General features: G+C 45.7%; 22 protein-coding genes. 12 read left to right on the top strand and 10 right to left on the bottom strand.

Annotated elements, in window-relative coordinates; genetic code table 11:
- The first annotated feature begins 248 nt into the window (after positions 1-248).
- The 3 genes from NL647_RS10030 to NL647_RS10020 all read left to right on the top strand — a co-directional run bounded on the left by NL647_RS10030 (position 249) and on the right by NL647_RS10020 (position 2,484).
- Complete coding sequence (locus tag NL647_RS10030; protein WP_005449600.1) at positions 249-485, top strand: hypothetical protein; 237 nt, start codon at positions 249-251, stop codon at positions 483-485.
- A gap of 188 nt (positions 486-673) precedes the next feature.
- Complete coding sequence (locus tag NL647_RS10025) at positions 674-1,303, top strand: recombinase family protein (RefSeq protein WP_005449602.1); 630 nt, start codon at positions 674-676, stop codon at positions 1,301-1,303.
- Positions 1,300-2,484 carry a multidrug effflux MFS transporter gene (locus tag NL647_RS10020; protein ID WP_005449604.1) on the top strand — a complete coding sequence of 395 codons (1,185 nt, stop codon included), beginning with the start codon at positions 1,300-1,302 and terminating at the stop codon, positions 2,482-2,484. Before NL647_RS10025 ends, NL647_RS10020 begins: the two co-directional genes overlap by 4 nt.
- Positions 2,485-2,556: 72 nt before the next feature.
- On the opposite strand, the gene NL647_RS10015 is transcribed toward NL647_RS10020, so the two are convergent.
- From NL647_RS10015 to NL647_RS09995, 5 genes are all read right to left on the bottom strand, one after another.
- Positions 2,557-3,327 (bottom strand): hypothetical protein, encoded by a 771-nt coding sequence (locus NL647_RS10015; RefSeq protein ID WP_049535339.1) that lies wholly within the window; start codon positions 3,325-3,327, stop codon positions 2,557-2,559.
- 22 nt (positions 3,328-3,349) lie between these two features.
- Positions 3,350-4,291: a hypothetical protein gene (locus tag NL647_RS10010; protein ID WP_017189872.1), complete on the bottom strand. Its 942-nt coding sequence runs from the start codon at positions 4,289-4,291 to the stop codon at positions 3,350-3,352.
- A 541-nt stretch (positions 4,292-4,832) separates the two neighbouring features.
- A complete protein-coding gene (locus NL647_RS10005; protein WP_253650085.1) occupies positions 4,833-5,267 on the bottom strand; it encodes an EamA family transporter in 435 nt (144 codons plus the stop codon).
- Positions 5,268-5,355: 88 nt separating this feature from the next.
- On the bottom strand, positions 5,356-7,386 hold the full coding sequence (locus NL647_RS10000; RefSeq protein ID WP_017189871.1) for a TonB-dependent receptor: 2,031 nt from the start codon (positions 7,384-7,386) through the stop codon (positions 5,356-5,358).
- Positions 7,387-7,521: 135 nt separating this feature from the next.
- Positions 7,522-8,463 (bottom strand): LysR family transcriptional regulator, encoded by a 942-nt coding sequence (locus NL647_RS09995; protein ID WP_050925718.1) that lies wholly within the window; start codon positions 8,461-8,463, stop codon positions 7,522-7,524.
- Between the two features lie 203 nt (positions 8,464-8,666).
- On the opposite strand from NL647_RS09995, the gene NL647_RS09990 reads away from it, so the two are divergent.
- The 5 genes from NL647_RS09990 to NL647_RS09970 all read left to right on the top strand — a co-directional run bounded on the left by NL647_RS09990 (position 8,667) and on the right by NL647_RS09970 (position 13,097).
- Entirely contained in the window at positions 8,667-9,587 is a 921-nt protein-coding gene (locus tag NL647_RS09990; protein ID WP_172581282.1) for a siderophore ABC transporter substrate-binding protein, read from the top strand.
- A gap of 91 nt (positions 9,588-9,678) precedes the next feature.
- The gene (locus tag NL647_RS09985; protein WP_253650084.1) at positions 9,679-10,635 is read left to right on the top strand and encodes an ABC transporter permease; all 957 of its coding nucleotides are present in this window, start codon (positions 9,679-9,681) and stop codon (positions 10,633-10,635) included.
- Positions 10,628-11,578, top strand: a complete 951-nt coding sequence (locus NL647_RS09980) for an iron chelate uptake ABC transporter family permease subunit (RefSeq protein WP_253650083.1) — start codon at positions 10,628-10,630, stop codon at positions 11,576-11,578. The genes NL647_RS09985 and NL647_RS09980 overlap by 8 nt, the downstream gene beginning before the upstream one ends.
- Positions 11,579-11,589: 11 nt before the next feature.
- Entirely contained in the window at positions 11,590-12,351 is a 762-nt protein-coding gene (locus tag NL647_RS09975; protein ID WP_005449633.1) for an ABC transporter ATP-binding protein, read from the top strand.
- Between the two features lie 143 nt (positions 12,352-12,494).
- Positions 12,495-13,097 (top strand): TetR/AcrR family transcriptional regulator, encoded by a 603-nt coding sequence (locus NL647_RS09970; RefSeq protein ID WP_029788701.1) that lies wholly within the window; start codon positions 12,495-12,497, stop codon positions 13,095-13,097.
- Positions 13,098-13,202: 105 nt separating this feature from the next.
- Here NL647_RS09970 and NL647_RS09965 read toward each other — a convergent pair whose 3' ends face one another.
- From NL647_RS09965 to NL647_RS09955, 3 genes are all read right to left on the bottom strand, one after another.
- Positions 13,203-14,735, bottom strand: coding sequence for an MFS transporter (locus tag NL647_RS09965; protein WP_253650082.1), 1,533 nt, complete (start codon positions 14,733-14,735; stop codon positions 13,203-13,205).
- 5 nt (positions 14,736-14,740) lie between these two features.
- Positions 14,741-15,754: an HlyD family secretion protein gene (locus NL647_RS09960; RefSeq protein WP_009695908.1), complete on the bottom strand. Its 1,014-nt coding sequence runs from the start codon at positions 15,752-15,754 to the stop codon at positions 14,741-14,743.
- A 247-nt stretch (positions 15,755-16,001) separates the two neighbouring features.
- Entirely contained in the window at positions 16,002-17,735 is a 1,734-nt protein-coding gene (locus tag NL647_RS09955) for a hypothetical protein (RefSeq protein ID WP_009695909.1), read from the bottom strand.
- A 457-nt stretch (positions 17,736-18,192) separates the two neighbouring features.
- On the opposite strand from NL647_RS09955, the gene NL647_RS09950 reads away from it, so the two are divergent.
- The 3 genes from NL647_RS09950 (at position 18,193) to NL647_RS09940 (ending at position 20,124) form a co-directional block, all read left to right on the top strand.
- Positions 18,193-19,146 carry a M23 family metallopeptidase gene (locus tag NL647_RS09950; RefSeq protein ID WP_005449635.1) on the top strand — a complete coding sequence of 318 codons (954 nt, stop codon included), beginning with the start codon at positions 18,193-18,195 and terminating at the stop codon, positions 19,144-19,146.
- A complete protein-coding gene (locus tag NL647_RS09945; protein WP_074051870.1) occupies positions 19,050-19,490 on the top strand; it encodes a polymer-forming cytoskeletal protein in 441 nt (146 codons plus the stop codon). The genes NL647_RS09950 and NL647_RS09945 overlap by 97 nt, the downstream gene beginning before the upstream one ends.
- A gap of 247 nt (positions 19,491-19,737) precedes the next feature.
- On the top strand, positions 19,738-20,124 hold the full coding sequence (locus tag NL647_RS09940; protein WP_005449637.1) for a DUF2541 family protein: 387 nt from the start codon (positions 19,738-19,740) through the stop codon (positions 20,122-20,124).
- A 98-nt stretch (positions 20,125-20,222) separates the two neighbouring features.
- Here NL647_RS09940 and NL647_RS09935 read toward each other — a convergent pair whose 3' ends face one another.
- On the bottom strand, positions 20,223-20,651 hold the full coding sequence (locus NL647_RS09935) for a Spy/CpxP family protein refolding chaperone (protein WP_005449638.1): 429 nt from the start codon (positions 20,649-20,651) through the stop codon (positions 20,223-20,225).
- Between the two features lie 353 nt (positions 20,652-21,004).
- Here NL647_RS09935 and NL647_RS09930 point away from each other — a divergent pair, with 353 nt between their 5' ends.
- Positions 21,005-21,331, top strand: coding sequence for a 2Fe-2S iron-sulfur cluster-binding protein (locus tag NL647_RS09930; RefSeq protein WP_253650081.1), 327 nt, complete (start codon positions 21,005-21,007; stop codon positions 21,329-21,331).
- Positions 21,332-21,388: 57 nt separating this feature from the next.
- Here NL647_RS09930 and NL647_RS09925 read toward each other — a convergent pair whose 3' ends face one another.
- A complete protein-coding gene (locus tag NL647_RS09925; protein ID WP_253650080.1) occupies positions 21,389-24,139 on the bottom strand; it encodes a pitrilysin family protein in 2,751 nt (916 codons plus the stop codon).
- Positions 24,140-24,357 lie beyond the last annotated feature (218 nt).

The raw sequence follows: 24,357 nt of genomic DNA, 5'->3' as shown, positions 1-24,357 counted from the left end.
TTCTGGCTTTTTTTACCGTTCACAGTTCACTTCCACAGTCCGAAAAGTCCCATTTAGGGGGCTTTTATAGTGACTCTCCTCGCAAAAACTAATACTTAGTAACGCCTAGTGTTACTTTTAGTCTTGTGCGCTATGACTTGTTGAGCATTGATGGTGCCGTTCGCTCGACTCAGGCAATCTTCCTCTCAACCAAGGCTCATCCCAACAAACAAAACCAGAGCCAAGATACCATTTTGAGAGTCACCACTATGAAAGCCATCAAATCAATCATCATCGCACTACTGTTTACATCGACACTTTCTGGGTGCGTTTCAACGCCCGGTCACTATCGCTTGGCACCCAACGTTCGTCCTACTTTGATGAATGCCAATATCAACGTTCAACCACTGGTTAACACCGCGGTCTCTGTTGGTAAAGTCGTACTGCCTTATGCGATATCAGCTGGACACGCTTACGTTAATACGCCTTACTTCTTATTGCGATAAACACGCCAAACTCATTCATTTCCCAAAAAACTAGCCAATTTCTTCGGCTAGTTTTCATTTATGTATCATAGAGATAAAAAATCATTACCTTATATATGGGTCATTTGGTGTTGTGAGAATAAATGAACCAGTGTATATTTATGGACCATTACAGTATATGAACCATTCAGACGAGGCAATTCGCGATCATGAACACCTTTCTCTATACGCGCCACTCACCAAAGAATCGAGCTTACCCCGAACAGCTTAACACTCTGCGAACTTTTGCCCCTAAAGCCGTTCACTTTGAAGACAAAGTACGTGGCTGCACACCACCAGCAGAACGACACGCTTTTCAGCAACTCATCAACACCGTTCAATCCGGTGACACTGTCGTACTTTGGTGGCTAACCGCGTTTGGGCGCGATTTCAACCAAGCATTAAACACAATACAAGCTCTACTTGATCAAGGCGTCACCCTAAAAACGGTTTGTGAGCCGTTGACCTTTGAGCCAGGTTCGGTACAAACACAAACCTTGATCTCACTGCTTTCTGGCTATGGGCAAGTCCAAACTCAACACCGTCTATTTGCCGCGGAACAAGGTCGCAAGGCGCTCAAAGACAATCCACAGATGTGGAAGCAGAAATTCCGAGGCCGTCCGGCAGATAAAGCAAAACATCAACACATCGCGACGCTATTGTTGGAAGGAAACACGCTCCAAAGTGTCGCAGAGCAATGTGATGTGAGCCTATCGACGGTAAAACGGGTGAAAGCCAAGCTGAATCAGTTCGATGAAGAAGGAAGCCTACGTCGCCGCGGTGATGGTGAAAAGTCATGAGTCGAGCATTCGAATTTAAAACCATCTTGCTAGCTTGTTTGATCATCAGCGTTGGTCAACTCAGCATGGGCTTGGTGTTTCCATCATTGCCTTGGATTGCGAAAGACTTTGATATCTCCCTCGACCAAGCTCAGCTATTGGTAAGTGTTTACTTACTTGGATTCGGTCCCTCTCAGTTTATCTACGGCCCAGTATCTGATGCACTAGGTCGTAAAAAAGTCCTACTGACCGGCTTGTTGATTGCTATGCTCGGCCTGCTGATGATCATCTTCTTCAGCAATACCTTCACTGGTATGGTGATGGGGCGTTTTCTGCAAGGTCTGGGAACAGGTTGTTGCGCCGTATTAGCTCGTGCATCCACCCGTGACCGCTTTAGTGGACCAGAGCTGCCTGTCGCCCTTTCCTACATCGCAATGGCTGCGTCTATCACACCATTAGTTGCCCCCGTTATTGGTGGCTTCATTAACGCCCACTTCGGCTGGACCATGGTGTTTATTTCACTGCTCGGTTACGTCTCACTAGCTTGGATTGTTATATTGGTGCGCTTTAAAGAGACCATCACACAAACCTCCCCACTGCCATCACCGAAAAAAATGCTGCTGCAATATCGTGATCTGTTGACTTCTCGTTACTTCATGAGTTTTGCCAGTATCGGTTGGCTTAACTTCAGCTTGATGATCACCACTGTTTCGGTAATGCCTTTTATCATGCAAAACCAAATTGGCATGACATCTGATCAATACGCGATGTGGGCACTGATTCCTGCATTTGGCATGATTTGCGGCACCAGTATTTGTAACCGTGTGCGCCCAATCATCGGCACGAAGAAGATGCTACTGGCGACGCCTATCCTGCACCTAAGCTCCGCAGTGTGGTTGTTCTTTTGCCCAGTCGAACCGCTATATTTGATGCTTGGTCAACTGCTGATGATCTTAGGCAATGCGATCGCTCTACCTTGTGCTCAAGCCATGGTTATGCAGCCATACAAGAAGCAAGCAGGAGCGGCGGCTGCCATGTCGGGCGGTGGTCAAATGGTGGTGTCATCCTTGGTCAGTATGGCTCTCGTGCAGCTCGGTTTGAGCCAAGCGTGGCACTTGTCGTTAGTGATTGTGGTATTCGCGACAATTACCTTGACCAATATCTTGCGAGGCTTTGCAACTGAGCAGCCTTCAGAGCAATAGCAAGGATAGATAAACAAAAAGACAAGTTAATTTTGCTTAGCTTGTCTTTTTGTTTTTTAAAGCAGGAACAAATTAATCGTTATTTTTCTTTGCGTCTAAGATAGCTTGAATACGAGGATGCAGCTTATTACCGTGCTCATGTTCGTATTCTTCACGCTTTAAGTCCGTCATGCTTTTCACCGAGTGAGTCGGTAAAGCAATAGGTGCTGTCGTGAGCTTTCCTTTCTCAAGCAATTTCATCGCCTGACGGTAGTATTCACGGAATTTCTTTAAAATCAGATGCTCAGGCAGTCGACGTAGCTCGTAGAACTTGCTTTGCATTAACCACAATTCAATATCGTCATTTGGCGTGCGTGCCACGACTCGGTTTAACGCATCCTCCAACTCAGATTCCGTTGGTAAATCTTTCAATACCACCAATTCACCCATAATTGGCGGCCATCGGTCCCCCGATTGAAGACGCTCGCGACAGTGCTGGATAATTCGCACTAGCTCTTTATCTGTAAGCGAATCCGCGAAATCTAAAAAGCGACCTGTTGGACGTTTACCGTAGCTTTGCACCCATGTTGATTCATAGATACTAAAGAGCGTACCAAACACCTCATTGCATCGATCGCTCGCTTCTTGAGTAACGACAAGCGCTTGCTCAGAAAACGTCGGCTGTGGTTCAGAGCCAATGGGTTGCTCCCAGCTTGTGCTAGGTTCATTTTTCACAGTAAGAGATTGACTGGTAGATACTTTATCTTTGTTCAAGTGATCCACGTTAGCTTCAATACCAAGTTCACGAAGTCGACTTTCGAATGACGAAAAGTCCACTTTTTTTGGTTTTTTAGAATAGCTCATAGCTTCTATCTCTTTGGGTCAATTAGAAGGATGGTTTCTTGCCTTGCTCTCTCAAAAATTGTCTAAATTCTTCAGAAGGGCTGACATGCTTATCTCGAGCACTGCTGTGCTGTTGATATCTCGCTTGTTTTTGGCGATCTTTTTCCATCCACTGCTTCTTCAAGTTAATCGAATATCTTAGCTTGTTGACGAATTGGGTAACAGGACCAATGAAGTTTGCCTGCGTTTTTTGGTACAACACGAACTCTTTCCAGAATACACGTAAATCCATATCTAAAGCAGAGTGGTGCAGCTCTCTTTCCGCCCAGTTTGGAATTGTGTTTTCATCGAGATCGTAGGAGTTGAGATAACCATTATTTAGACGACTGCTACTTTCAACGTTTCGATAACTATTTGGCGCTGCTGGTTCTTCGGCTTGGTGGTTACTGGTTAGTTTTTCTAAACGCCCAGTCCGTTTACTTTCTTCAAGCCAGTTTTCAAAATTGCGCTCCAACCTTGAAATGTTGACATTGCCCCGACCATTTTGGCGAATAAATTCACGCCAAACATCGTCTCTATAGCTTGCCGGAACCTTATAGAAATCACATGTTTTATTTGCCCATTGCGGCAAGCCAGCTCCTTCTAACGTCGTGATCGACGGTTTCTCTGTCATTGGCGCGGCTTGTTGTACCGATGGTTGAGGCGCAGATTGAGAATCGGAGTCTAATGTGAGCTGACATGAATGCCTCTCTACACTGCCTTCGCGTGTGGTTCGCCCCATCGCGAGCAAACCTTTTTGCGATAAAGCAAACAAGATGCTACTTAACTTGAACTCTTCGCACAGACACTCTTGTGTAATATCACGCAAGACAAACGATGCTTGTCCATCTGCGCTTGCGATGTCCGACAGTTTTAGAAGAACCAGCTTCTCTTCAGCACTAACGTTGTGTGCCTGCCAAGCTAAATAGGTGTGTTTATAACTCATGTAATACTCCCAAGTTGCCCGCAGATTTTACTAAGATGCTACAGAGAAGAAAACAGATAACTTTTACTCCATCACTTTCATTGATGGTAAATCACACGCTTTTCAACATTAGCTTGAGCAAATGCGCAACAATCCTAATTAATTATATACCCAAGTGACTTCAAGATGCAGGATTCAGAGCGTTGTCATTGATTCGAGTTCAAGGAAAACAACACAGCGTAATAGCCAGCTCTTTCCAAGTTGTTTGACGCAGAAAGCGGGGCAATGACACGCTCCCGAAGGGCGAGCTGTCTTGGCTTGTATACTTTGTTGCCGATTCTTGATTTAGAGTGACTAGATCTTTAAATCGTCGCCGCGTCTACAAACCAAGTCATTCTCGCTGAACCTAGCATCTCGAGGTTACTTGGGTATATACAATGCCGTCCGCGCTGTGTCTCTGCTGGGTGATGAGTTGGACAGTTTTATGCTTGGAAAATCAAAATAAAACGCCCACTTAAACAAAGTAGGCACTGTTATTTTCAAACCATGCTGGAGGTTTCAACTAAGAACTTTGCAGGCTTACCAAAATCACGCCAGCGGTGATCAAGCCAATCCCCATCCAGTTAACCATACTGAGCTTCTCTCCCAGCAAAACCACACTGAAGATCGCAACTAACACCACACTCAGCTTGTCGATAGGTGCAACTTGAGAAGCTTGCCCCAATGACATAGCGCGAAAGTAACACAGCCATGATGCGCCGGTTGCTAAGCCCGACAGCACCAAAAACACCATACCTTTGATCGAGATCTCACCTATGGCACTGAATTGCTTAGTCGCGTAAGCAATCAAACCGACTAAAACAAGGATGACGCAGGTACGAATAAAGGTCGCCAAGTCTGAGTTGATATTGGCGACACCCAGTTTGGTCAATACTGCGGTCATCGCTGCGAACACAGCTGACATAAGCGCCCAAAATAACCAAGAAGTTTGTAGCATTGCCTTTCCCCATTCATCCCTAAAAGCAAAAAAGGCGTTGCAGAGTATACTGCAACGCCATGTGTTCGAATCAATGTCTCACCAGAGCTTAGAAGTCTGCCGTCATACCAACGTAGTAAGTACGTGGCGCTTCTACATAGCCGATGTTCTCTAGTTCTTTAGATACACGTTCGTCAGTCAGGTTAGTGATACCCGCACGAATACGCAGCGCATCGCTCACATGATAAACCGTGCCTAGATCCATTGTGGTGTAAGCATCTTGAGTTAACTCTGAATCAATCTTACGCTCACCACGGTAGCGCGCGCTAGCAAACAGGTTCAAATCTTGAGTTGGGTACCAGTTTAATCGTGCAAACGCAGAGTGCTTGTAACGCTCGTTCAACTCTTCACCTGTCGACTTATCTTCAGTATCCAGATAAGTGTAGTTACCTGACATCGCCCATTGCTCGGTAAACTGAATGCTACCGGTCAGCTCCACACCTTGAATTACCGCTTTTGATACGTTTTGGTAAGATTTGTACGGGTTAGACAACTCACGATCGATAGGGTCACCATTGTCATCGATACAGCTCATCACCGCACTCGACCATGTACCCACTTCACAGAAGATATCCGTTTGTTCGATCAGGTTTTCGATTTCGTTACGGAATACCGCACCTTCTAGGTTCCAGTTACGACCGCTGTACAATGCCGAGAACTCATAGTTAACGCTGGTTTCTGCTTCCAGATCTTCGTTACCTACGATGTTACAGTTGCCCTTACAGCTGTTCATCGAGAAGTCTGGATGGTTTTGCGTCATGGTTGGTGCTTTAAACGCTTTACCCACACCACCTTTCAATACCAAATCATCCGTTGTTTGATGTACTAGGTACACACGCGGACTGAACTCTTCACCGTAGTGTTCGTGCTTATCCAAACGACCACCAATCGTTGCCGTCAACGTATCGGTCATTTCCCATTGGTCTTGAACGAATACGGCACCTTGGTATGCCTCTGCTTTGTTGCCCTTAATATGCTCAGGGTTCGTAAGTTGGCTAGTTTGGTAATCCACACCAAAGGTTACTGTGTGGCTTTCACCTAGATAAGTCGTTGCTGACGCCTCAAAGATTTGTGTCAGCTCTTCAATTGAATCAGCACCATCGTTTGCCGCTTCAATGTTCTCTACGTTTTCACGTGAGTAACGAACTTGCGTATCACCCCAAGACCAAAACCCAGTGTGCGATAACGCTTGGCTGTTACGTTTAACGCGAGATTCAGAGTAAAGCACAGTCGTTGCACTTTCAGCCGCCGTATCACGTTCATCATCGCTGTAACCAAGATCTAAATCGATGAATTGGTTATCAGCCAAATGCCAAGAAAGTGTACCGAACATCGCTAAACTGTCACGACCTTCAAGAGCAGTAATTTCTGAACGGTCGTAATCTTGACCTTTCACGCTCTTAATTCCTGTGTACGGCTGCCATGCATTGCGGCTAGTTTGAGAAACCGAAAAACGAGCAAATAGTGTGTCGTCAATCAGAGCGCCAGATGTAGTCAAACCTACGGTGTATTCTTGACCGCCATTGCCATCATTCGGCGATGTGTTATCTAGGCTAAGCTGTGAGCTCCAATCGTTGTCTGGCGACTTGGTGATAATGTTAATCGTACCGCCCATGCCGTCTGAACCATAAAGCGCCGACATAGGACCACGGATGATCTCTACTCGCTCAATTGAATCCATTGGGATCGCAGAAAGATCAAAGTCGTTACCACGTACAATCGCACTTGCTGAACTCATGCGACGACCATTTACCATGATCAATGTGTACTTAGAATCCATACCACGGATAGAAATTTGCTGACGACCGGCACGTGTGCTGTCGAAGTCTGACTCCACGCTGGTTGCATTAGACACGATGTCTGCCAGCGTGATGCCCGGATCGTTTTCGATATCTTCAGCGGTGATCACCGACATAGAAGCTGGTGCGTCTTTCAGCTCCATCTGGGTACGAGTTGCTGTTACAACAAGCTGCTCATCAGCTTCGATTGGCGTTGTATCAGCAAAGACAGAAAAAGAAGTACATAGCGCACCGATCACCACTGCTAATGGTTTTGGCGCAAACGGAGTCGTCTTCGACATGGTAAAAACCTATAAACTTTAATGGAACTTATAATGATAATGGTTCGCATTAAATAGCCTTTATTTAACGAAGACAAGCAACCGAGCATTTGCCGAAGTTATTACGATTATGTCAAATGTGAATAATGAATTTCTTTACCATTCACTCTCAGTTGAGCCATATATTTCTTTAAATAATGACTTAACCCAATTACACATCGGGTCGTTATGATAGCGCTTATGCCAGTACAAATAGACCGATTCACTGTCCATTCGAATCGCTTTCGGTACGGTTTTAGTAATCAATTTTCTGCCCTGACAAGCGTCTTCCGCAAAGGGCGTTGGCAAGTGAAAAATCACATCTGTTTGTTCTGCGATCGCTGGTGCAGCATTGAAGTTTGAAAGCTGGACAGGAATCGATAATTGACGCTTTTTATCCACCACACCAAGCTCGACAAAACGATGATAAATCGACAGTGTTTTGCCTCCTTGAAGTGAGATTTGACCGAAATTGCAATCGAGCAGCATCTCTACCGTCAGCTCTTCAACATGCGCAAGCGGATGGGTTTCGCTCATCAGGAATCGGTAGTCGCGATTGGCAATTTTCATGCGGTACAAATTCTGCTCAGAGCTAGGCGGCTCGGCGGTTGAGAGCACAAAATGTACATCCCCTGCAATCAGTGCATCGAAATGGCGCTTCGGGATTGAGTCGATATCGATAATCATGTTCGGCGCTTCTTCACGGATACGCGAAACAATCGGTGGCAGTAAGAAAATTACCTGTGGAACCAAGCCGTAAAAACGGATCGTCCCGTTACTCTTTTCAGGTACAAATGACTGACCGTACATCAGCTTTTCTAGCCCGGTTAAAACGGTGTTCAAATCTTGCTTGATCACTTCGGCTTTTGGGGTCAATTCGTAGCCGTGTGCAGTGCGTACTAACAGCTCATCGTTGAACAAGTTTCTGAGTTTTTGTAAAGAGCGGCTCACCGACGGTTGGCTCATATTGAGCGATACCGCTGTGTTGGAAACATGCTTCTCTTCAAGTAGGTGTTTGAGAATAAACAATAAGTTCAAGTCGACTTGAGCTAAATTCATTTTTTGAATACTCACTATTCCGCTAATTCTGTTGCTGCATATAGACTATCTGCTAATGTGTCTGCAATCAATAATCATTCTTATTTGATTTTAATCAAATTAGTTATACCGCTTTACGACTAATCTCGCGCTCTATTTTTTAAAGCACTATTTGTTTTTTAAGGCACTAATGCGAGATTGCATCGCACCTTTTGGAAATCATTATGTTGGGTAAAACTTCTCTTCGCGTAGCAACGGGAGCTTTGCTGCTTGCATTGGCTCCTATCGGGGCAATGGCTAAAACCTACCAACACAGCTTGGGCACAGTAGACATTGATGGCGTTCCACAACGCGTCGTTGTTCTAGGCTACGGCAGTTTAGACTACATTGATGCTTTGGGTGTAACACCTGTCGGCATGCCAAAAACACTGTTGCCAAAATCACTAGAAAAATTCCAAATCGACTCGTTTGTGAATACGGGTAGCGTAAAAGAAGTGAACTTCGAGACGCTGTTTATGCTCAAGCCAGACCTGATCATCGCAGAAGGTCGCATGGCAGATATCTATAAAGATCTGAGCGACATCGCACCAACTTACATGTTCCGTATCGACACCACCGACTACTGGAAAACAACCCAAGAACACTGGCGCACGCTGGGTGACATCTTCGACAAAGAAGAACAAGCTGAGCAGTTGATTGAAGGCGTTCAAGAGCAAATCGACCATCTTCACGCAAAAGTAGAAGAACAACCACGACGCGCACTGACGGTCTCAAACAGTGGTAACAGCTTGGCGATGTTTGGCACCAATAGCCGTTTCTCATTCGTGTATGAAGAAGCAGGCTTCGCGACTTCGACTTCTGAGAACGTGAAATCTGTACCACGCACTCACGGCAACTTGATTTCATTCGAATACATCGCTGATGCCCAACCTGAGGTACTGCTTATCCTTGACCGCGAACAAGCCATCGGTCAGAGCAGTGGTAAAGCAAAACAGTTGTTCGACAACGATCTCGTGAAGTCGACACCAGCGGCGAAAAACAACCGCGTGCTGTTTATGGACCCAGCAGCTTGGTACTTAACCGCAGGTGGCTACCAATCGACGCAAACCATGATTAAAGAGCTGAACCAAGTCATTGCTAACTAATAGATTCGGTTCCTGCTCATTCTAATCGATGACCTTTCCCGCTTCACGGTGCGAAAGGTCATTGTTGTTTTTATCACCCTATAAATACACCATGAAATTACATCATATCTTGGCTTTTTTGTTGCTCATCGTACTCGCCTGCGCCTCTTTGTTGGTTGGGGTGGCGAACGTTTCACTCTCGCAGATTTTGGCTGGTGACAGCCACAGTTTGAACATCTTGCTGGTTAGTCGCTTACCCCGCTTGCTTGCCATCGTCTTAGCCGGAGCAGGCTTGAGTATCGCTGGTTTGATCATGCAGCAGATCGTGCAAAACCGCTTTGCTGCCCCATCCACCACCGGTACGGTCGATTGGGCAATGTTCGGCTACATCGTCGCGCTGATTCTGTTTGCAGACATGAGCAGTTGGGTTCACCTGGTCACCATCTTCGCGTTTTCTGTGATTGGTACGGTGATCTTCGTGCGCTTCTTGCAACGTTTGAAGTTTAAGAACACCGTACTCGTCCCGCTGATCGGCATCATGTATGGCAACGTGGTGTCATCCATGACCACCTTTATTGCCTACAAATACGACCTAGTACAGACCCTCGGTTCTTGGACGGTGGCTAACTTCGCATCGGTATTGCGCGGTAACTACGAGTTCTTGTATCTCGCTCTGCCGGTCTCGATTCTGGCTTACGCTTACGCTAACCGCTTTAGCGCTGCAAGCGTGGGTGAGAGCTTTGCTAAGAACATCGGTCTGAACTACCAGCGCATAGTGTTGGTCGGTGTCATCCTTGTCGCTGTACTGTCGTCATCGGTGGTAATGATCGTCGGGATGATTCCGTTTCTTGGGCTTATCGTGCCAAACCTTGTGTCGCTGTTCATTGGTGACAACATGCGTCGTAACTTGCCTTGGACCGCATACGCAGGTGTGATTTTGGTGCTTACTTGCGACATTCTAGGTCGACTCATTATCTTCCCTTACGAGATTCCAATTTCGATGATCATCAGCATCTTGGGTGGCTCAATCTTCATTTACCTAGTTCTGAGAGACAAATCGAATGCGTGATTCTATGAAAGTAACGCTGCTGGCAATCGCGGCGGTTTTGATTTGTGCGGTGTTCATCGGCAAGGGCTTAACGCCAGATAACTACCAGTTCTTCTTGTCACGCCGCATCCCGAAAGTACTGGCGATTGTCTTGGCAGCAATGGCGATTGCGTCTTCGTCATTGATTTTCCAGACCATCACCAACAACCGAATCCTCACCCCTTCGATTCTGGGTTTCGATTCCATGTACGTGATGATTCAAGTGCTGCTTGTGGTGATGTTTGGGGGCTTGAGTGCTTTGGTCATCAACAGCAAACTCAACTTCGTGTTGTCGACTGGCATCATGATTGCGTGTGCGATGACTTTGTTCAGCTTCTACTTTCGTGGTCGTCAGCGCAATATCTTCACCCTTTTGTTGATTGGTATCGTGTTGAGTAGCTTGTTCAACAGTGTCACTGGTTTCTTCACCATGATCACCGACCCAGATGAGTTCACCTTCATCCAAAGTTCCATGTTCGCGAGCTTCAACAATATCAACAGTGAATTGGTGTACTGGTGTGTGGTGCCGATGCTGCTGTGTGGTGCGTACCTAATGCGTATTGCCCACAAATTAGACGTAATGTGGCTTGGCGCCGACAACGCGAAAAGCCTAGGTGTGGATACCCACAAACTGACCATGCAAGTCATGTTCATCATTACTTTGATGGTGTCTATCTCGACCGCATTGATTGGTCCAATCTTGTTCTTTGGTCTGATTGTTGTGGCTCTGACTCGCCAAATCTTCACTGGCTACCAACATCGCTTATTGATTGTAGCGAGCTCAGTTCTGTCAGTTGTACTGCTGTCTGGCGGTCAATGGGTGGTTGAAAACCTGTTCGATTTCGACACCACCATCAGCGTTATTATCAACTTTATCGGCGGCGGCTACTTCTTGCTTCTGCTTATGAAAAACAAATTCGATTAAGGGTTTATCACATGATCCGTATTCAAGGTCTTAGCAAAAAATACAACGAAAAATACGTGGTAAAAAATGCCGATGCCCTTTTTCCTCTTGGTAAAGTAACCAGCATTATTGGTCCTAATGGCGCGGGTAAAAGTACCCTACTATCTATGGCGAGTCGTCTAACAGAAAGCGATGCTGGTAGTGTCGTGATTGGTGATAAGCCGCTTGACCAATGGAACACCGAAGACTTAGCAAAGCGCCTATCAGTGCTGCGCCAATCAAACAACATCAACATGCGCTTTACGGTGCGTGACTTGGTGGCGTTTGGTCGCTTCCCGTACTCGCAAGGTCGTCTGACAGAAGAAGATCACCGCATCATTGATGAATCAATGCAACATCTGGAAATCGACCATTTGAAAGATCGCTTTATCGACCAACTGTCGGGCGGGCAACGTCAAATGGCATTTATTGCTATGGTGGTGGCACAAGATACCGACTACATCTTCTTGGATGAGCCGCTGAATAACCTCGACATTAAACACTCCGTCGACATCATGAGTACGCTACGTAAGCTTGCGGAAATGAAGAACAAAGCTGTAGTAATCGTAATTCACGACATCAACTTTGCGTCTTGTTACTCTGACCACATTGTGGCGATGAAGCTCGGGGAAGTCATTAAAGCGGGCTTAGTTGAAGAAGTGATTGATGCCGAAGTGCTGAGCGATATTTATGAGATTCCATTTATCGTGCAAGAGATTAACGGCAACCGTATTTCGTTGTACTACCGACGTTAACGTAACCAATTTGATTTCAAAGGCGGCCTCGTGTCGCCTTTTTTAATTTTGGTCAATGAAGAAGCATTAAACGCGGAAAAGCGGTGTGTCTCGGCAGCAATAATGATACTGTACTGAACAGTTTTATTTAGGCTGATTTAGTTATGCGCGCATCTACTGAAAAGAAAAGAACTCGAATCATCGAAGTCGCGACCGAACTGTTTATTGAACAGGGTTACAAGGACACGTCACTCGATCAAATCGTTTCAATTTGTGGAGGTTCAAAACAGACCCTGTATCGTTACTTTTCCAATAAAGAAGGGTTGTTTGTTGAAGTGCTCGCGCATAACACCAAGATCAGCCTAGAATCCGTTTTCCAACTTGCCGATAAACAGAATGAACCACTAAGAGAAACCTTAGAAGACTTCGCTAAAAAGTATCTACGTGGCATTTGCTCTAACCCAATCTTATCGCTTTATCGCATCGTGTCTGCTGATTTTAATAAACACGACTCGGTTCCAAATCAGTTTTGGCAAACCGGACCGCAGCGTATTCACCAATACTTAATTGAGTTTCTAAAAACCGACACCATCAGCCAGCAACTTAACATCGATGATGCCGATTTAGCCTGCGGGCAGCTACTCGCGCTGATCAAAATGGATTACCAGAACATGGCACTGATGGGCTTTGATTTCTTAAGCGATGAAGAATTGGATTCGCACACACAAAAAGCGGTGACGGCGTTCCTTAAACTTTATCAGCGCTAAGAACCTCAAAACTAAAAAAACAAAGGGAGCACATTGGCTCCCTTTGTTCTTTTACGGCTTAGTTACCGAGTTGTTTGGCTGGCTATTTGTTCTGTTTACCTAACCTCAGTGCGCTTCTTGTTTTGCGGCTAGCTTCTTACCAATCAACAAGATTGGCGCAAGCGCAAAAATAGACACAATAAACATCACCAACGAATTACTCAGCGCCAATGTCGTTGTTTGCTCCTTCACAACGGCACTAATCTGGCTCATGCCGAGCGCCGGATTAGGTAAGCGACCATGAGTTAGAATCGCGCCGCTCAACGCCTGCTCGTAAGCTGCGAATACGTGATTAGAACCATCCAGAGTACGACCAATTTCTCCCGATGCTTGCGCACTGTGGTTTTGAATCACACGAGAGAAAAACGCCCCGCCAATCACCCCGCCCATGGTTCGGAACAGATAGAAGTTAGCAATGCCTTCTAAGCGCTGCCCTACTTGGAAATACATCAACACCGCAATCGTCACCGACACGTTCAACAAGCCAACACCAAAACCGCGCAGCAGCATTGGGATGGGTAGTGACTCTGTACCAACAAAGCTTGGTAATTGGCTGAACTCGTGCACCGACAGTAGAATCATCAGCACGCCAAAAGGCACCACAGCATCCGCCAGCGGACGGCGGAAGTAATACACCAATACACTTACCAGCATGCCGACCAACATGGCGTAAAACGATGGCAACTGCGCATAGCCCGCATTGAGGCTGTTATAGTGCATCGCCATTTTTAGGAAGTTAGCAAACAGCACCGTACTTGCCATCACGGCAAAGCCTGCAAGAAAGGCGTTGTACATAAACACGTTAGTCTTTAACTTGCCGTGCAATTGCATCGACGCAGTATCCAAATGGCGCGTTTTCACCAACTGATACACCACCAACAAAACCAGTGCTGCAGCGACAGAAGAAGCCTGTACAAACCAGTCTGAATCCAACCAGTTGTAGTAGCTGCCACGCATCAGTAGGAACACCACCAAACTCATCGTTAACGCGAGTACAAGGTACACCGAACCTGAAGACTTTGGCTTAGTTTCAATCTCAATCGCCTGAGGCTTATACACGCCGATCATCACTAGAGCTGAAAAGTACAACCAAGCCGAGGCAACGTTCAAAAACGACCAATCAAACTCTTCAACAATCTCTGCCACCAACCACGGATAAGCGCCCATTGGTAACAGTGTTGAGAAGATCAGCGTCAGTGCAATAATCGCAGGCAACCAACGCTGCTCAAAAGAATTGAGTAGATAAAGATTCACCACCACCAATAACATGCTCATGAAAAAGCCGCTTACTAGCCAAGTTAGCGTAAACAACAACGCATGCTGACCTACCCAATAGAGCGCAAGGTTTGTTCCCAAACCCACCAGCAATGCAGAGTGTAATGGCAATGAGGTTCCAAGCTTACGCACCATGATTGGGGTAAACATAAACCCTAATACTTGAGTGATCATAAAGCCGATTTTCACTAACTCGACTTCATCTGCAGACAAACCAGATGTGGCTGCCATCTCGTGGGACAACTCAGTAAACATCACTGAATTGATCCCAAAAGCCGCAATGGCGAACAGCGCAAAAATCAGCAATGGTGAACGTGTTTTCATGGCGATTAACCTTGCGTTGCGGTCTCAATCGACACTTCAGCCGACAAGCCAGGGTAGATGCGCTGTTTCAGCTCTTGTGGAATATCCAACTCGATACGCACTGGCACACGCTGAACTACTTTCACGAAATTACCAGTCGCATTTTGCGGTGGCAGTAAACTAAACTGCGCGCCTGTTGCTGGGGTTATGGAAGTTACACGACCATGCAATGGATGATCAGGGAACATGTCTAACACCACTTCCACGTCTTGCCCTTGTTCAACGTTTTCCAATTGAGTCTCTTTGAAGTTTGCCTCAATCCACACGTAATCCGGTACCATCACAATCAAACCCATACCCGGTTGAACAAACTTACCCACTTGCACTTGTCTGTCTGCCACATAACCATCAAATGGCGCTCGAACGATGGTTCGCTCAAGAGCGATATTCACCAGTCTCAAGTTCGCTTCGGCTTGTTTGCGTTGCGCGGTTAGCTGCATCTTTTCTGTCACGAGCGCGTCAAGCTGCTTCTGTTCAGCGGCTAGCGCTAGCTTGGCAGTTTCAAGGTTGCTGTTCGCTTCAATAGAACGCGTTCTTTGCGCTTCAAATTGGTTCTTACTAACCGACTGCTTTTGTACCAAGCGTGAAAGACGTTTGAACTCCGCCGCTTGATGTTCCGCGTTGGCACTTGCACTGTGAATGCCCTGCTTCGCCTGCTCAATCTTTACCAACTGCATCTCAGTTTTGGTTTGGTTTGCGGTCAGCGCTGCTTTTGCGACATCTAACGCCGACTTCGCGATTTCTTGATTGGCAATGAAATCTTCATCATCAATCGAAAACAGTGGTGCGCCTTTGCTTACCCACTGGTTATCTTCGACAAAAAGTTGGCTTACCTGCCCACCGACTTCCGGAGAAATCGCCGTCACATCCGAGTGAACATAAGCGTTATCGGTGGTCACCGTATTAGGTTGATATAACGCACAACCCGCAGCGAACAACGAACCAATAACAAGCGACAACGCAATGACTTTCTTCTTCATTTTTGAAACCCAACTTAATGATTTTTACAAACTGTACTGTACCGTACAGTTTTAGTAAAGGTACATTTGATCATTTATGAAGGAGAAAGATCCATCCCACTGATTTTTATTGATCTTATTTGGTGCCCACTTTTGAATGAAAGGGAGAGAATTGAAGTACATATATTGAGAAAAACAAAAAAGGCGACACCGAGGTCGCCTTTTGATTATGAAAAAATACTTCGAGATTGAAGCCAGTGAATCACGCTTATTGCTGCGCTACCTTCACTTGTGGTTTCGTTGAACCGGTGTAATCAAAGTCGAACGTGATGCCATCTTTGGTTACATCCACCGCCATACCACCAACAAGTTGGCCTTGAAGGCTCATCATCAGATCTTCTGGAACTGGTTCGCCAGAAACTTCAGATGCCGTTTCCATCACTTCCAATACACGCTCTGAATCCAGAGTGAAGCTCAATAGACCATTCGCTGTTAGTGGCTGTGCCATCACCTTGTCACTTGCAGATGCTGCAGCATCACCGCTGTAAAGCGTCAAGTGACTGTCATTCAGACGAGCAAACACATCAATTGGCTTGCCAGCGTACGGTTCTAACAAACCACCAATATTCACTGGTTGGTTATCCGGTTGGATTTGGATTTGAGCAAGTTCAGGCACAAACATCTGCGCGGTTTGCAGCAACATGTTTGGATCGTCCGCAGAGATCGAGAAGATTGCGTCTAGCTGACCAAGCTCAGGACCGTATTGACCGCTCATGTCTACATCAAGACCGAACATTTCCATGCTCAAGCCTTTCAGACCATTCGCCATACCTGCACCCATGCTGATTGCTGGAGCTGGATTTTGACCACGCATATCTTGCTGTGCTTTGGTTAAAATTGAACATTGGTATTGAGGCGTAGTTAGATCGGTCCAGATCTTACCAATTGCTGGTGCAAGCGTTGCAACATCCAAGCCCAGCGCTACACTGAACATACTCTTCTCGCCGTTTGATTCCGCGAGTACACCACGCATTGATTGCAGTGCTTCCAAAATCACTTGGTTTTTCGATTCAACGACTAAGCTACCATTAATGCGCGCCTTGCTGTCTTGGACTGAGTATTCACCAAATACCACCATTTGCGGCCAGTTTTCTGCGATCTGAGTAAACTCGGTATGACACGCTGGCGTGCGAAGTTCATCCAACATTGGATCAGAACCCGCCGTGTTTAGTTGGCGAGCAAGGCGGTTACCATCCGTCGTAGTGAAACCTTTGATGACTTCACGAAAATCAACCAAGCCAAACGAGTTGTTGTTCGCACCGTATTTCGCTTTCAGCGCTTCCAAGCGACCAGAATCCGCAATGTTGTTCTTTGGCGATTCTAGACCAAATGCCATCTTAAGCGGGTTCTCAGCACCTAGCTCAGGAATATCCAACGTCACCGTCAGCACGTTGTTCACTACGCCCACAGCAAGACCAACACCCATTTGCGGATCTTGTGAGTCTGTTAGCTCATAACGACGGAACTCAACCGTATCCAATTTCACGCTCTCGTGTTGAATACCGGCTAATTTTTCTTGCTCATCTAAGCTTTTCCATAGTGATGCAGGAGTCTCAAGCTGCATCTTATAAACTGGAACAAAACCAAGCGTATAGATAATTGGGCTTACCATATCACCAGTACCTAGGAAAGATTTGAGACTTTCAGGTGAAGAAGATGCCGCAACATAAGCATCGAAGAAGTTAACCGCAAACTCGAGACCTGGAGTCAACTCTTCTTCTACGAACAGATCAGCAAGAGGCGGCTGTTGTGTTCCACCGAAAGCAGTCATGTATTCGTAATGATTGAATGGTTCTGTTTGGTAAGTCAGAACAAGTGTATCTGCCGGAACTTGCGTGAGTAGCGAGTTTGAAGATTCACCTTGGGCAAGGTTGTTTTGGTACACATAAGCGGCACCACCAACTGCTGCGACCACTGCAGTAGCTAATAATAATTTTTTCACGACCAACTCCGTTGTCTTGGTTATATTTCCCCAAACCAACTAGCTGGTTTGAGAGAGCATTAAGCCTTCAATGAACGCTTTAACAAGATGAAAAATTTCATTTTTTGTTTCAGGCGTTTATTCGCGTGCAACGCCATCATAAACACCCAACCAGACTTATCAATTTCCCAAATGCTAAATTACTAAAATATCCAACATTTATAAGATAAAACGTGAAGTGAGTTAAATTGCTCAATCATACTATTGGTAATTTACTCAATCGAAAGGATAAGCTCCCCTTATCTCACTGACCAAAGCGGCGATAAGATTAAATCTACCCCCTAACTTTTATTGATTGTGTGAAAACAGATCACGATCTGACATTTTCATCAACATAATCAGTAGAAGCCGACGCACCTTTTCCTTAAAGTCTTGCTTTTCAACAAATAAACGGCAGAGCTACACCTAATTAAGCGCAATGAAAGACCAGCTAACGATTTCAATCTCCACCATTAACGGTTCCAAGCATTGGTACTTCAGTAAAACCATGCAACGCAACTTTAAAACTGGCGTAGTGGTGTTTGTACTGGCGTTAGCGGCGACTGCAATTTTGATAAACCACCTCTACTCACAAGTGGATGATGCGGTTCTTAAACAGGCAGAACTGACCGAACGTTCGCGTAGTATCGGGCAAGAACTCGATGATTTAAAAAATCTTAAATCCGAGTTAGAGAACGATCTCTCTGAACGAGAAGAACGCGTTCAACTCGTTTCTGAACGCTTAGGTGAGTTAGAAAAAGTGCTTGGTGTTGCCAAAGAGTCCTCCAGCGATAGTTTGGATGCGCGACTAGATACCGCAGCCATTACCTCACATGTACGTATGGCAATGCTTAATCAGATCCCTAACGGCTCGCCAGTAGGAAAGGCACGTTTTTCTTCTGGTTTTGGTAAACGCGTCCATCCCGTTACAAAGCAAGTCAAGATGCACCGAGGATTGGACTTTGCCGTAAACACTGGAACCAAGATTTACGCGCCAGCAGATGGCGTTGTTGAAGTTACTCGACGCAGTAAAAAAGGCTCGGGTAACTTCTTACGTTTACAACATTCATTCGGCTTTTCGAGCTCTTACTCGCACTTAACAGGGTTCAAAGTCAAAACCGGTGAGTTCGTCAAAAAAGGACAACTCATTGCAATCTCCGGCAACAGTGGGCTCTCTTCTGGTCCCCATCTTCATTATGAAGTGCGTTTTGTCGGACGAGCCCTAAACCCGAGGCCATTTGTCGATTGGAACCTCAATGATTTTGAAGACATCTTTACCAAGGAGCGAAGAATACGATGGGAATCTTTAATCAAAACCGTGGAACAACGAGTAGCCCAACAGCTTCAACTCTCATCGCCAAAGGCTGTACTGTTAGCGGAGAACTCAAAGTAGAAAGCGACATCCAGATTGATGGTATTGTTGAAGGTCAATTGCACGTCGAAGGCACCCTTGTGGTCGCAGAAAGTGGTCGCATCAAAGGCGACGTTTATGCGAAGCAACTTGTCATCAATGGCGTCCTTGATGGCAACTTCCATGCAGAGCACATTCAAGTGCTCGCAAAAGGTCGTGTTAGCGGCAAGATCTGGAGCAACAACTTGAGCATCGAACCAGGCGGTAAGTTCTTCGGTGAGGCAGCAGAGCTACCAGAAAAAGAAGTGGTGACGTTAAAAGACAAATCCACAGCAGTGAAAGGCGCCGCAAAAGCCGATAAACCACAGGCGGTTAAAAGCGCTTAATAACAAACCAAAAGAGCACATTTAAGTGCTCTTTTTTGTTTATCCTCTTCATCACCTCTCCCACTCCTTCATATCGTTACGAACACAGCCTCGATAACGGATTCGCACTTGGCAGAAGCGAAGCCAGTACTTTTATTCGGGCAAAGTCAGCGGATTGTGAAACTTCATCCACATGCAAAAATATCGCTAGTAGATTTTCATTTCTCTCGACTATGATTCGCGCTCCTGTGTTTTGGTGATTATTTTAATGAGAATTTATACCGCTATTATCACGGCAGCACTCGCTGCAACAACACTTATCGCGCCTGCTCATGCGGACGATAAATTCACTTTGGGTCGTACCATTTTGCTTGAGCACGGTAACCTAGCAGCAAAAATCCCGATGATTGTTTGCCGCAATACCAACGCGATCAAAGTGAAAGCAGAGAAAGATATCGAACTACGAAAAGTGGTTGTACGATTCCAAAATGGTGACGAAAAAACCATTCGTTTCCATCGTGATCTTGATAAAGACAAAATGACAGATTGGCGTTACTTTGGTTACCGTCGCTGCGTAAAGCATATCGAAGTTTACGGTAACTCAGAAGGCTCAAAGGCGGGCGTTCGCGTTTACGGCAAAGAGAAAAACGATTAAGTATCAGAGTGCGATCGTTCCTTTCATCGCAGACAAATACATAAAAAGACTCCCGCTTGGGAGTCTTTTTCGTTCTGTGACGAGTTTAAGCTGAATGTTTATTGAGCGCTTTGTTTGATTGACTCAAACTTTTTCAACTGCTCTTGCTGGCGCTTCTCAAGCGTTGCTTTCTGTTCGTCAGTAAGCACATTGTAGATATCGTGCTGCGCTTTAAGTTGAGCAAGTTGTTTGTCCAACTGTTTTGCATTTGCTTGCTGAATCAGCTGTTTTGCTTTTGCTTCATCAAAGGATGATGCTTTAACCAGCTTCTCGAATTGTTTTGCACTCTCTTGAGCCGCTTTAGGATCTTGTTTGCCCGCTAATTCGCTGCTGAGCTTAATCTGGATGTCTTCAATTTTTGCTTGCTGCTCCGCAGTCATACTCTCTAAACCAAATGGTTTTGGTGCAACAGGCTGCGCTGGTGCGGATTCTGCGAATACATTCGCGCTGCTTAGTAGTAGAATCGTCGACAATAGGTAGCGTTTCATTGGGGGAACCTTCATTTACTGCTATTTGGAATTAGATGAGACTCAATCGATACCACATGGTTTCCTGTACCTAGTAAATATGAGGCATTCCTTCACAAAAATGATTTTCGATTGAAGCCCGAAGGAACCTTATACAATTCCAATAACTGCGTCGTCTTTTCTCGTGATCATTCGTCTTATACCCAAGTAACCTCGGGATGCTAGGTTCAGCGAGAATGACTTGGAAAGAGCTGGCTATTCCGCTGCGTTGTTTTCCTTGCTTTCGGTAAATAGGGAATCAATGACAGCGCTCTGAATCCTGTATCTTGAAGTCACTTGGATATAATCATTGTTTAACCCTAATTTAAGAGCTTATGTTTACCTTTAAACCCGCAATCATTGAGATTGATACCCATAAAATCGCTATTTCACCGGATGACCAGAACCTTGTTGATATCGCTCGTAAGGTCAGAGTGAATATCGCCGCACCGTGTTTAAAGAACAGACGTATCAAAGGCTGCTGCCATGTTTGTAAAGTAGAAGTGGATGGCCAGCCTCGCTACGCATGTAAGGTAAAACCCATGCCGGGCATGAAGGTGATCGTGCGTCGTGCTGATTTAGATGCGGCACGTAAAGAGGCAGCAAAAACTTACAAGCAGAAGATTAAAGCGCAAGAGTCTGCCGCCAATGAGCAAAACTGACTGAATACGGCGGCATTCAAAAATAAAAAGGGCGACCATGGAGTCGCCCTTTGCAAATTATGATTTTGGATTGAGGATGATCGTCGTGCGTTTCGCTTTGTTACCGAAGGCACGTTTTGCCAACGCTTTGACTTCTTCTAAAGTGACACTTTGCGCCGCTTTGTCGATATCAAGCAATACATCCAGTCCATAGTCATGAACAAGGTAACGCGTGTATGCCCAACTGCGTTGACCCGGACTGTCGTCGATGTCTTTCATTGCAACCACCAACTGTTTCTTCGCAATATCGACTTCTTTTTGAGTAATGTTCGTTGCCAAATCATCGATGATTTTGCCAAGCTGCGCATCCATTTTACTCACGTCTTTCGGATCGATTTGAGATTCAAAGAACCAGTCAGACACCATCTCTTCATCTTGCGTGATTGGGTAAATGCTTGGGCTGTAATCCAAACTTGCCTCTTCACGTAATTGATCAGTCACTCGTGCTGCCGCAATGCGTTGAAGTATGTCAATAACAACCGTTTCTTGCGCCGTTCTTGGCTGTTCATTGCCGTTCGTTAAACGTAATAAATACAACGACGATGGCTCGTGCCCTTCTGCCATTACCAAGCGTTTTTGCGCATTAGGATTAAAATCGATGTGGTAGTCCACAGCTTCACTTGGTTTTAGATCAATCGATGCAACGTACTTACGCAATAACGGCGTGATCTGCTCTGGGTCGATGTCTGCAACCATCACCATCTTGTAACCGCGGTTGTGGTTAAACAATGTCTCATGCAAAGCGAAAACTTGCTCTGGTGTGACATCCTTAACCCCATCTGCAGCTAACAGAACTTGGCGACTGTTCGGCAGGTAAGCGTTTTCATTTGCCGCTTTGACCCACTTACCCATTGGTGATTCAAAGAACGCTCGACGCTGCTGAACAAACTCGCGTTTCACAGCGGCAAGTTGACGCTCGTCGACTTTAATTTCCGTCATGATGTTGTACAAACCATTTAGCGCACTCGCAAGGTGTGCTTTTGGCGCGATCACTTCTACACCATGATTGGTTGCACCCAAAATAGGAAACAGTGAAATATCCGTTTTACGCAAGTAGCTGTCGAGCTCAGAACCAGAGAAACCACCTAAGCCACTGCGTGCAGCGGCCATCGTTGCCACATCAAAGGCAGGGTACAACGACTTATCTAACGCTGCTTTACCACCTTGGCTTGCTAAATAAACGTATGCGCGATTGGCTGCTTTCTCGTCTTTTTGGAACCACACCTCAATGCCGTTCGATAGAGTGTAAACTTGGAATCCACCCTTCTCTTCACGCATTTTAGTGATCGTGCCTTCTTTGGTTGGTTGAATAAAACCATCCGTCTGCGCATACATGTCCAATGGCTTCTCACCAGCTTGTGCATATGCGGCGCTCAAGGCTGCAAATTGACCTGCAAACTGTGCTTTGTTTTCGTTTTTACCCAGTCCAATTACAAAGTTTGCTGGTTCAGACAACAGCGCTTTCAGCTCATCATTGGCATGATCTAATGTGTTGCTGTCGATAAAGCTCGACAAGCTTTGCTCATACCCTTGCTTCGATTGGCTTACCGAATTGATTTCTAACTGGTAAGTACGCGCTTCAGCATAACCTGCTGGCTTACGTTTCGACCAATCTGAATCAAGGTTAGATAGCTCGCCATACCAACCAGACATCACACCATCAAGCTCTTGTTGTGTCACTCCGTAGTCGCGTAAAGACGTTAGCGTATTTAGGAAGATTTTCTGAATATTGTCACGACGCTCTGGCGCAAAAGAAACACCGGCAGACATGACACTGTGGTAGTTGGACGTGTAAGGCTGTGCATAAGCGTATTGGAAAGATTCCGCCGCATCATTTAACACCGCAAGCAAACGTTGCTGGATAAGCTGAGCACTGACTTCGTCTTGCCATGCGCTATGTTGTTGAGCCAAGGTTTGGCGCATCACAGAATCACGGTCGATGATCAGATGCAGACTTGGCGATTCCATTTGGCTGCTTGGCAGAATGCGATTGGCGTTATTCGCACGAATATCACGTCGCTTCTCAACCACAACGTCAGACGTGCTCTCCCAGTTTGAGAATTTTTTCTCGATAATCTTAGCGATCGAGTCCACATCAACATTACCTGTGATGATCAACTCTGCGTATTGCGGCTGATACCACTTGTCATAAAAGCGCTTTAGAGCGGGTGATGACGTATTTTCAATCGAGCTACGCGTACCAATTGGATCGTGCTCTGCGTAAGGCGTCCCCTCAATTGTGGCTTCGTACGCAGTGAAAGACAGCGGCTTATCATCCGGACGAGAACGTCGCCACTCTCCCAAAATCACGCCTTTCTCTTTTTCTACCTGCGTTGGGTCAAATTGAATGCCATCACCGATGTCACGCATCCACGTTAGCGCCTCATTCAGCTTGTCTGGATTGGCGAGATCCAATTTGTACGTCGTCTGCTGATAGGTTGTCGTGGCATTAATATCTGCACCAAAGCTGCCGCCTGATGCTTCAAACAGCTTTACAACATCATTGCCAGAAAAGTGCGTACTGCCATTGAACGCCATGTGCTCAATAAAATGAGCGTAGCCTTTTTGGCTGGCGTCCTCTTGGAAGGAGCCGACATTCATCATCAAACGTACTGAGACTTCTTCGTCTTGAGTCGGATAGATGTGGTACTTCATCCCATTGGCAAGTTGGTCGACATGCCAATTTGTATCGGCTTGGAGAGGTGTTGATTGGGGAGTCAGAGCGCACCCTGACAGTAATAATGCGGTTAATAACAACGTGCTACGCATAACTATTGTCCCTAACAATGAATAATTGAGGCAATATATCGATCACGTCATATGCTTGATATTTAATATGCAATATACGCCCTTATAGTAAGACTTTGATCACATTTTATAAAAGCAAGAATCATTTACAAAGATGTAAATAACGGTTTGCTAATAAACAAGTTAGCGCAAAAAAGCAAAACAATTTGAACAAAATGTGTGCATTAGCATGAGTATGA

Source organism: Vibrio sp. Y29_XK_CS5 (assembly GCF_024181835.1).
Classification (GTDB): domain Bacteria; phylum Pseudomonadota; class Gammaproteobacteria; order Enterobacterales; family Vibrionaceae; genus Vibrio; species Vibrio harveyi.
This window is presented reverse-complemented; position numbering and strand designations above follow the sequence as displayed.

Bases quoted from the DNA above. Each gene is read 5' to 3' on its own strand.
- NL647_RS09995 (WP_050925718.1), bottom strand. From the start codon at position 8,463: ATGAATTTAGCTCAAGTCGACTTGAACTTATTGTTTATTCTCAAACAC.
- NL647_RS09925 (WP_253650080.1), bottom strand. From the start codon at position 24,139: ATGCGTAGCACGTTGTTATTAACCGCATTATTACTGTCAGGGTGCGCT.
- NL647_RS09975 (WP_005449633.1), top strand. From the start codon at position 11,590: ATGATCCGTATTCAAGGTCTTAGCAAAAAATACAACGAAAAATACGTG.
- NL647_RS10020 (WP_005449604.1), top strand. From the start codon at position 1,300: ATGAGTCGAGCATTCGAATTTAAAACCATCTTGCTAGCTTGTTTGATC.
- NL647_RS09930 (WP_253650081.1), top strand. From the start codon at position 21,005: ATGTTTACCTTTAAACCCGCAATCATTGAGATTGATACCCATAAAATC.
- NL647_RS09985 (WP_253650084.1), top strand. From the start codon at position 9,679: ATGAAATTACATCATATCTTGGCTTTTTTGTTGCTCATCGTACTCGCC.
- NL647_RS09990 (WP_172581282.1), top strand. From the start codon at position 8,667: ATGTTGGGTAAAACTTCTCTTCGCGTAGCAACGGGAGCTTTGCTGCTT.
- NL647_RS10000 (WP_017189871.1), bottom strand. From the start codon at position 7,386: ATGTCGAAGACGACTCCGTTTGCGCCAAAACCATTAGCAGTGGTGATC.
- NL647_RS09965 (WP_253650082.1), bottom strand. From the start codon at position 14,735: ATGAAAACACGTTCACCATTGCTGATTTTTGCGCTGTTCGCCATTGCG.
- NL647_RS10025 (WP_005449602.1), top strand. From the start codon at position 674: ATGAACACCTTTCTCTATACGCGCCACTCACCAAAGAATCGAGCTTAC.
- NL647_RS09945 (WP_074051870.1), top strand. From the start codon at position 19,050: ATGGGAATCTTTAATCAAAACCGTGGAACAACGAGTAGCCCAACAGCT.
- NL647_RS10015 (WP_049535339.1), bottom strand. From the start codon at position 3,327: ATGAGCTATTCTAAAAAACCAAAAAAAGTGGACTTTTCGTCATTCGAA.
- NL647_RS10005 (WP_253650085.1), bottom strand. From the start codon at position 5,267: ATGCTACAAACTTCTTGGTTATTTTGGGCGCTTATGTCAGCTGTGTTC.
- NL647_RS09950 (WP_005449635.1), top strand. From the start codon at position 18,193: ATGAAAGACCAGCTAACGATTTCAATCTCCACCATTAACGGTTCCAAG.
- NL647_RS10030 (WP_005449600.1), top strand. From the start codon at position 249: ATGAAAGCCATCAAATCAATCATCATCGCACTACTGTTTACATCGACA.
- NL647_RS09935 (WP_005449638.1), bottom strand. From the start codon at position 20,651: ATGAAACGCTACCTATTGTCGACGATTCTACTACTAAGCAGCGCGAAT.
- NL647_RS10010 (WP_017189872.1), bottom strand. From the start codon at position 4,291: ATGAGTTATAAACACACCTATTTAGCTTGGCAGGCACACAACGTTAGT.
- NL647_RS09940 (WP_005449637.1), top strand. From the start codon at position 19,738: ATGAGAATTTATACCGCTATTATCACGGCAGCACTCGCTGCAACAACA.
- NL647_RS09980 (WP_253650083.1), top strand. From the start codon at position 10,628: ATGCGTGATTCTATGAAAGTAACGCTGCTGGCAATCGCGGCGGTTTTG.
- NL647_RS09960 (WP_009695908.1), bottom strand. From the start codon at position 15,754: ATGAAGAAGAAAGTCATTGCGTTGTCGCTTGTTATTGGTTCGTTGTTC.
- NL647_RS09970 (WP_029788701.1), top strand. From the start codon at position 12,495: ATGCGCGCATCTACTGAAAAGAAAAGAACTCGAATCATCGAAGTCGCG.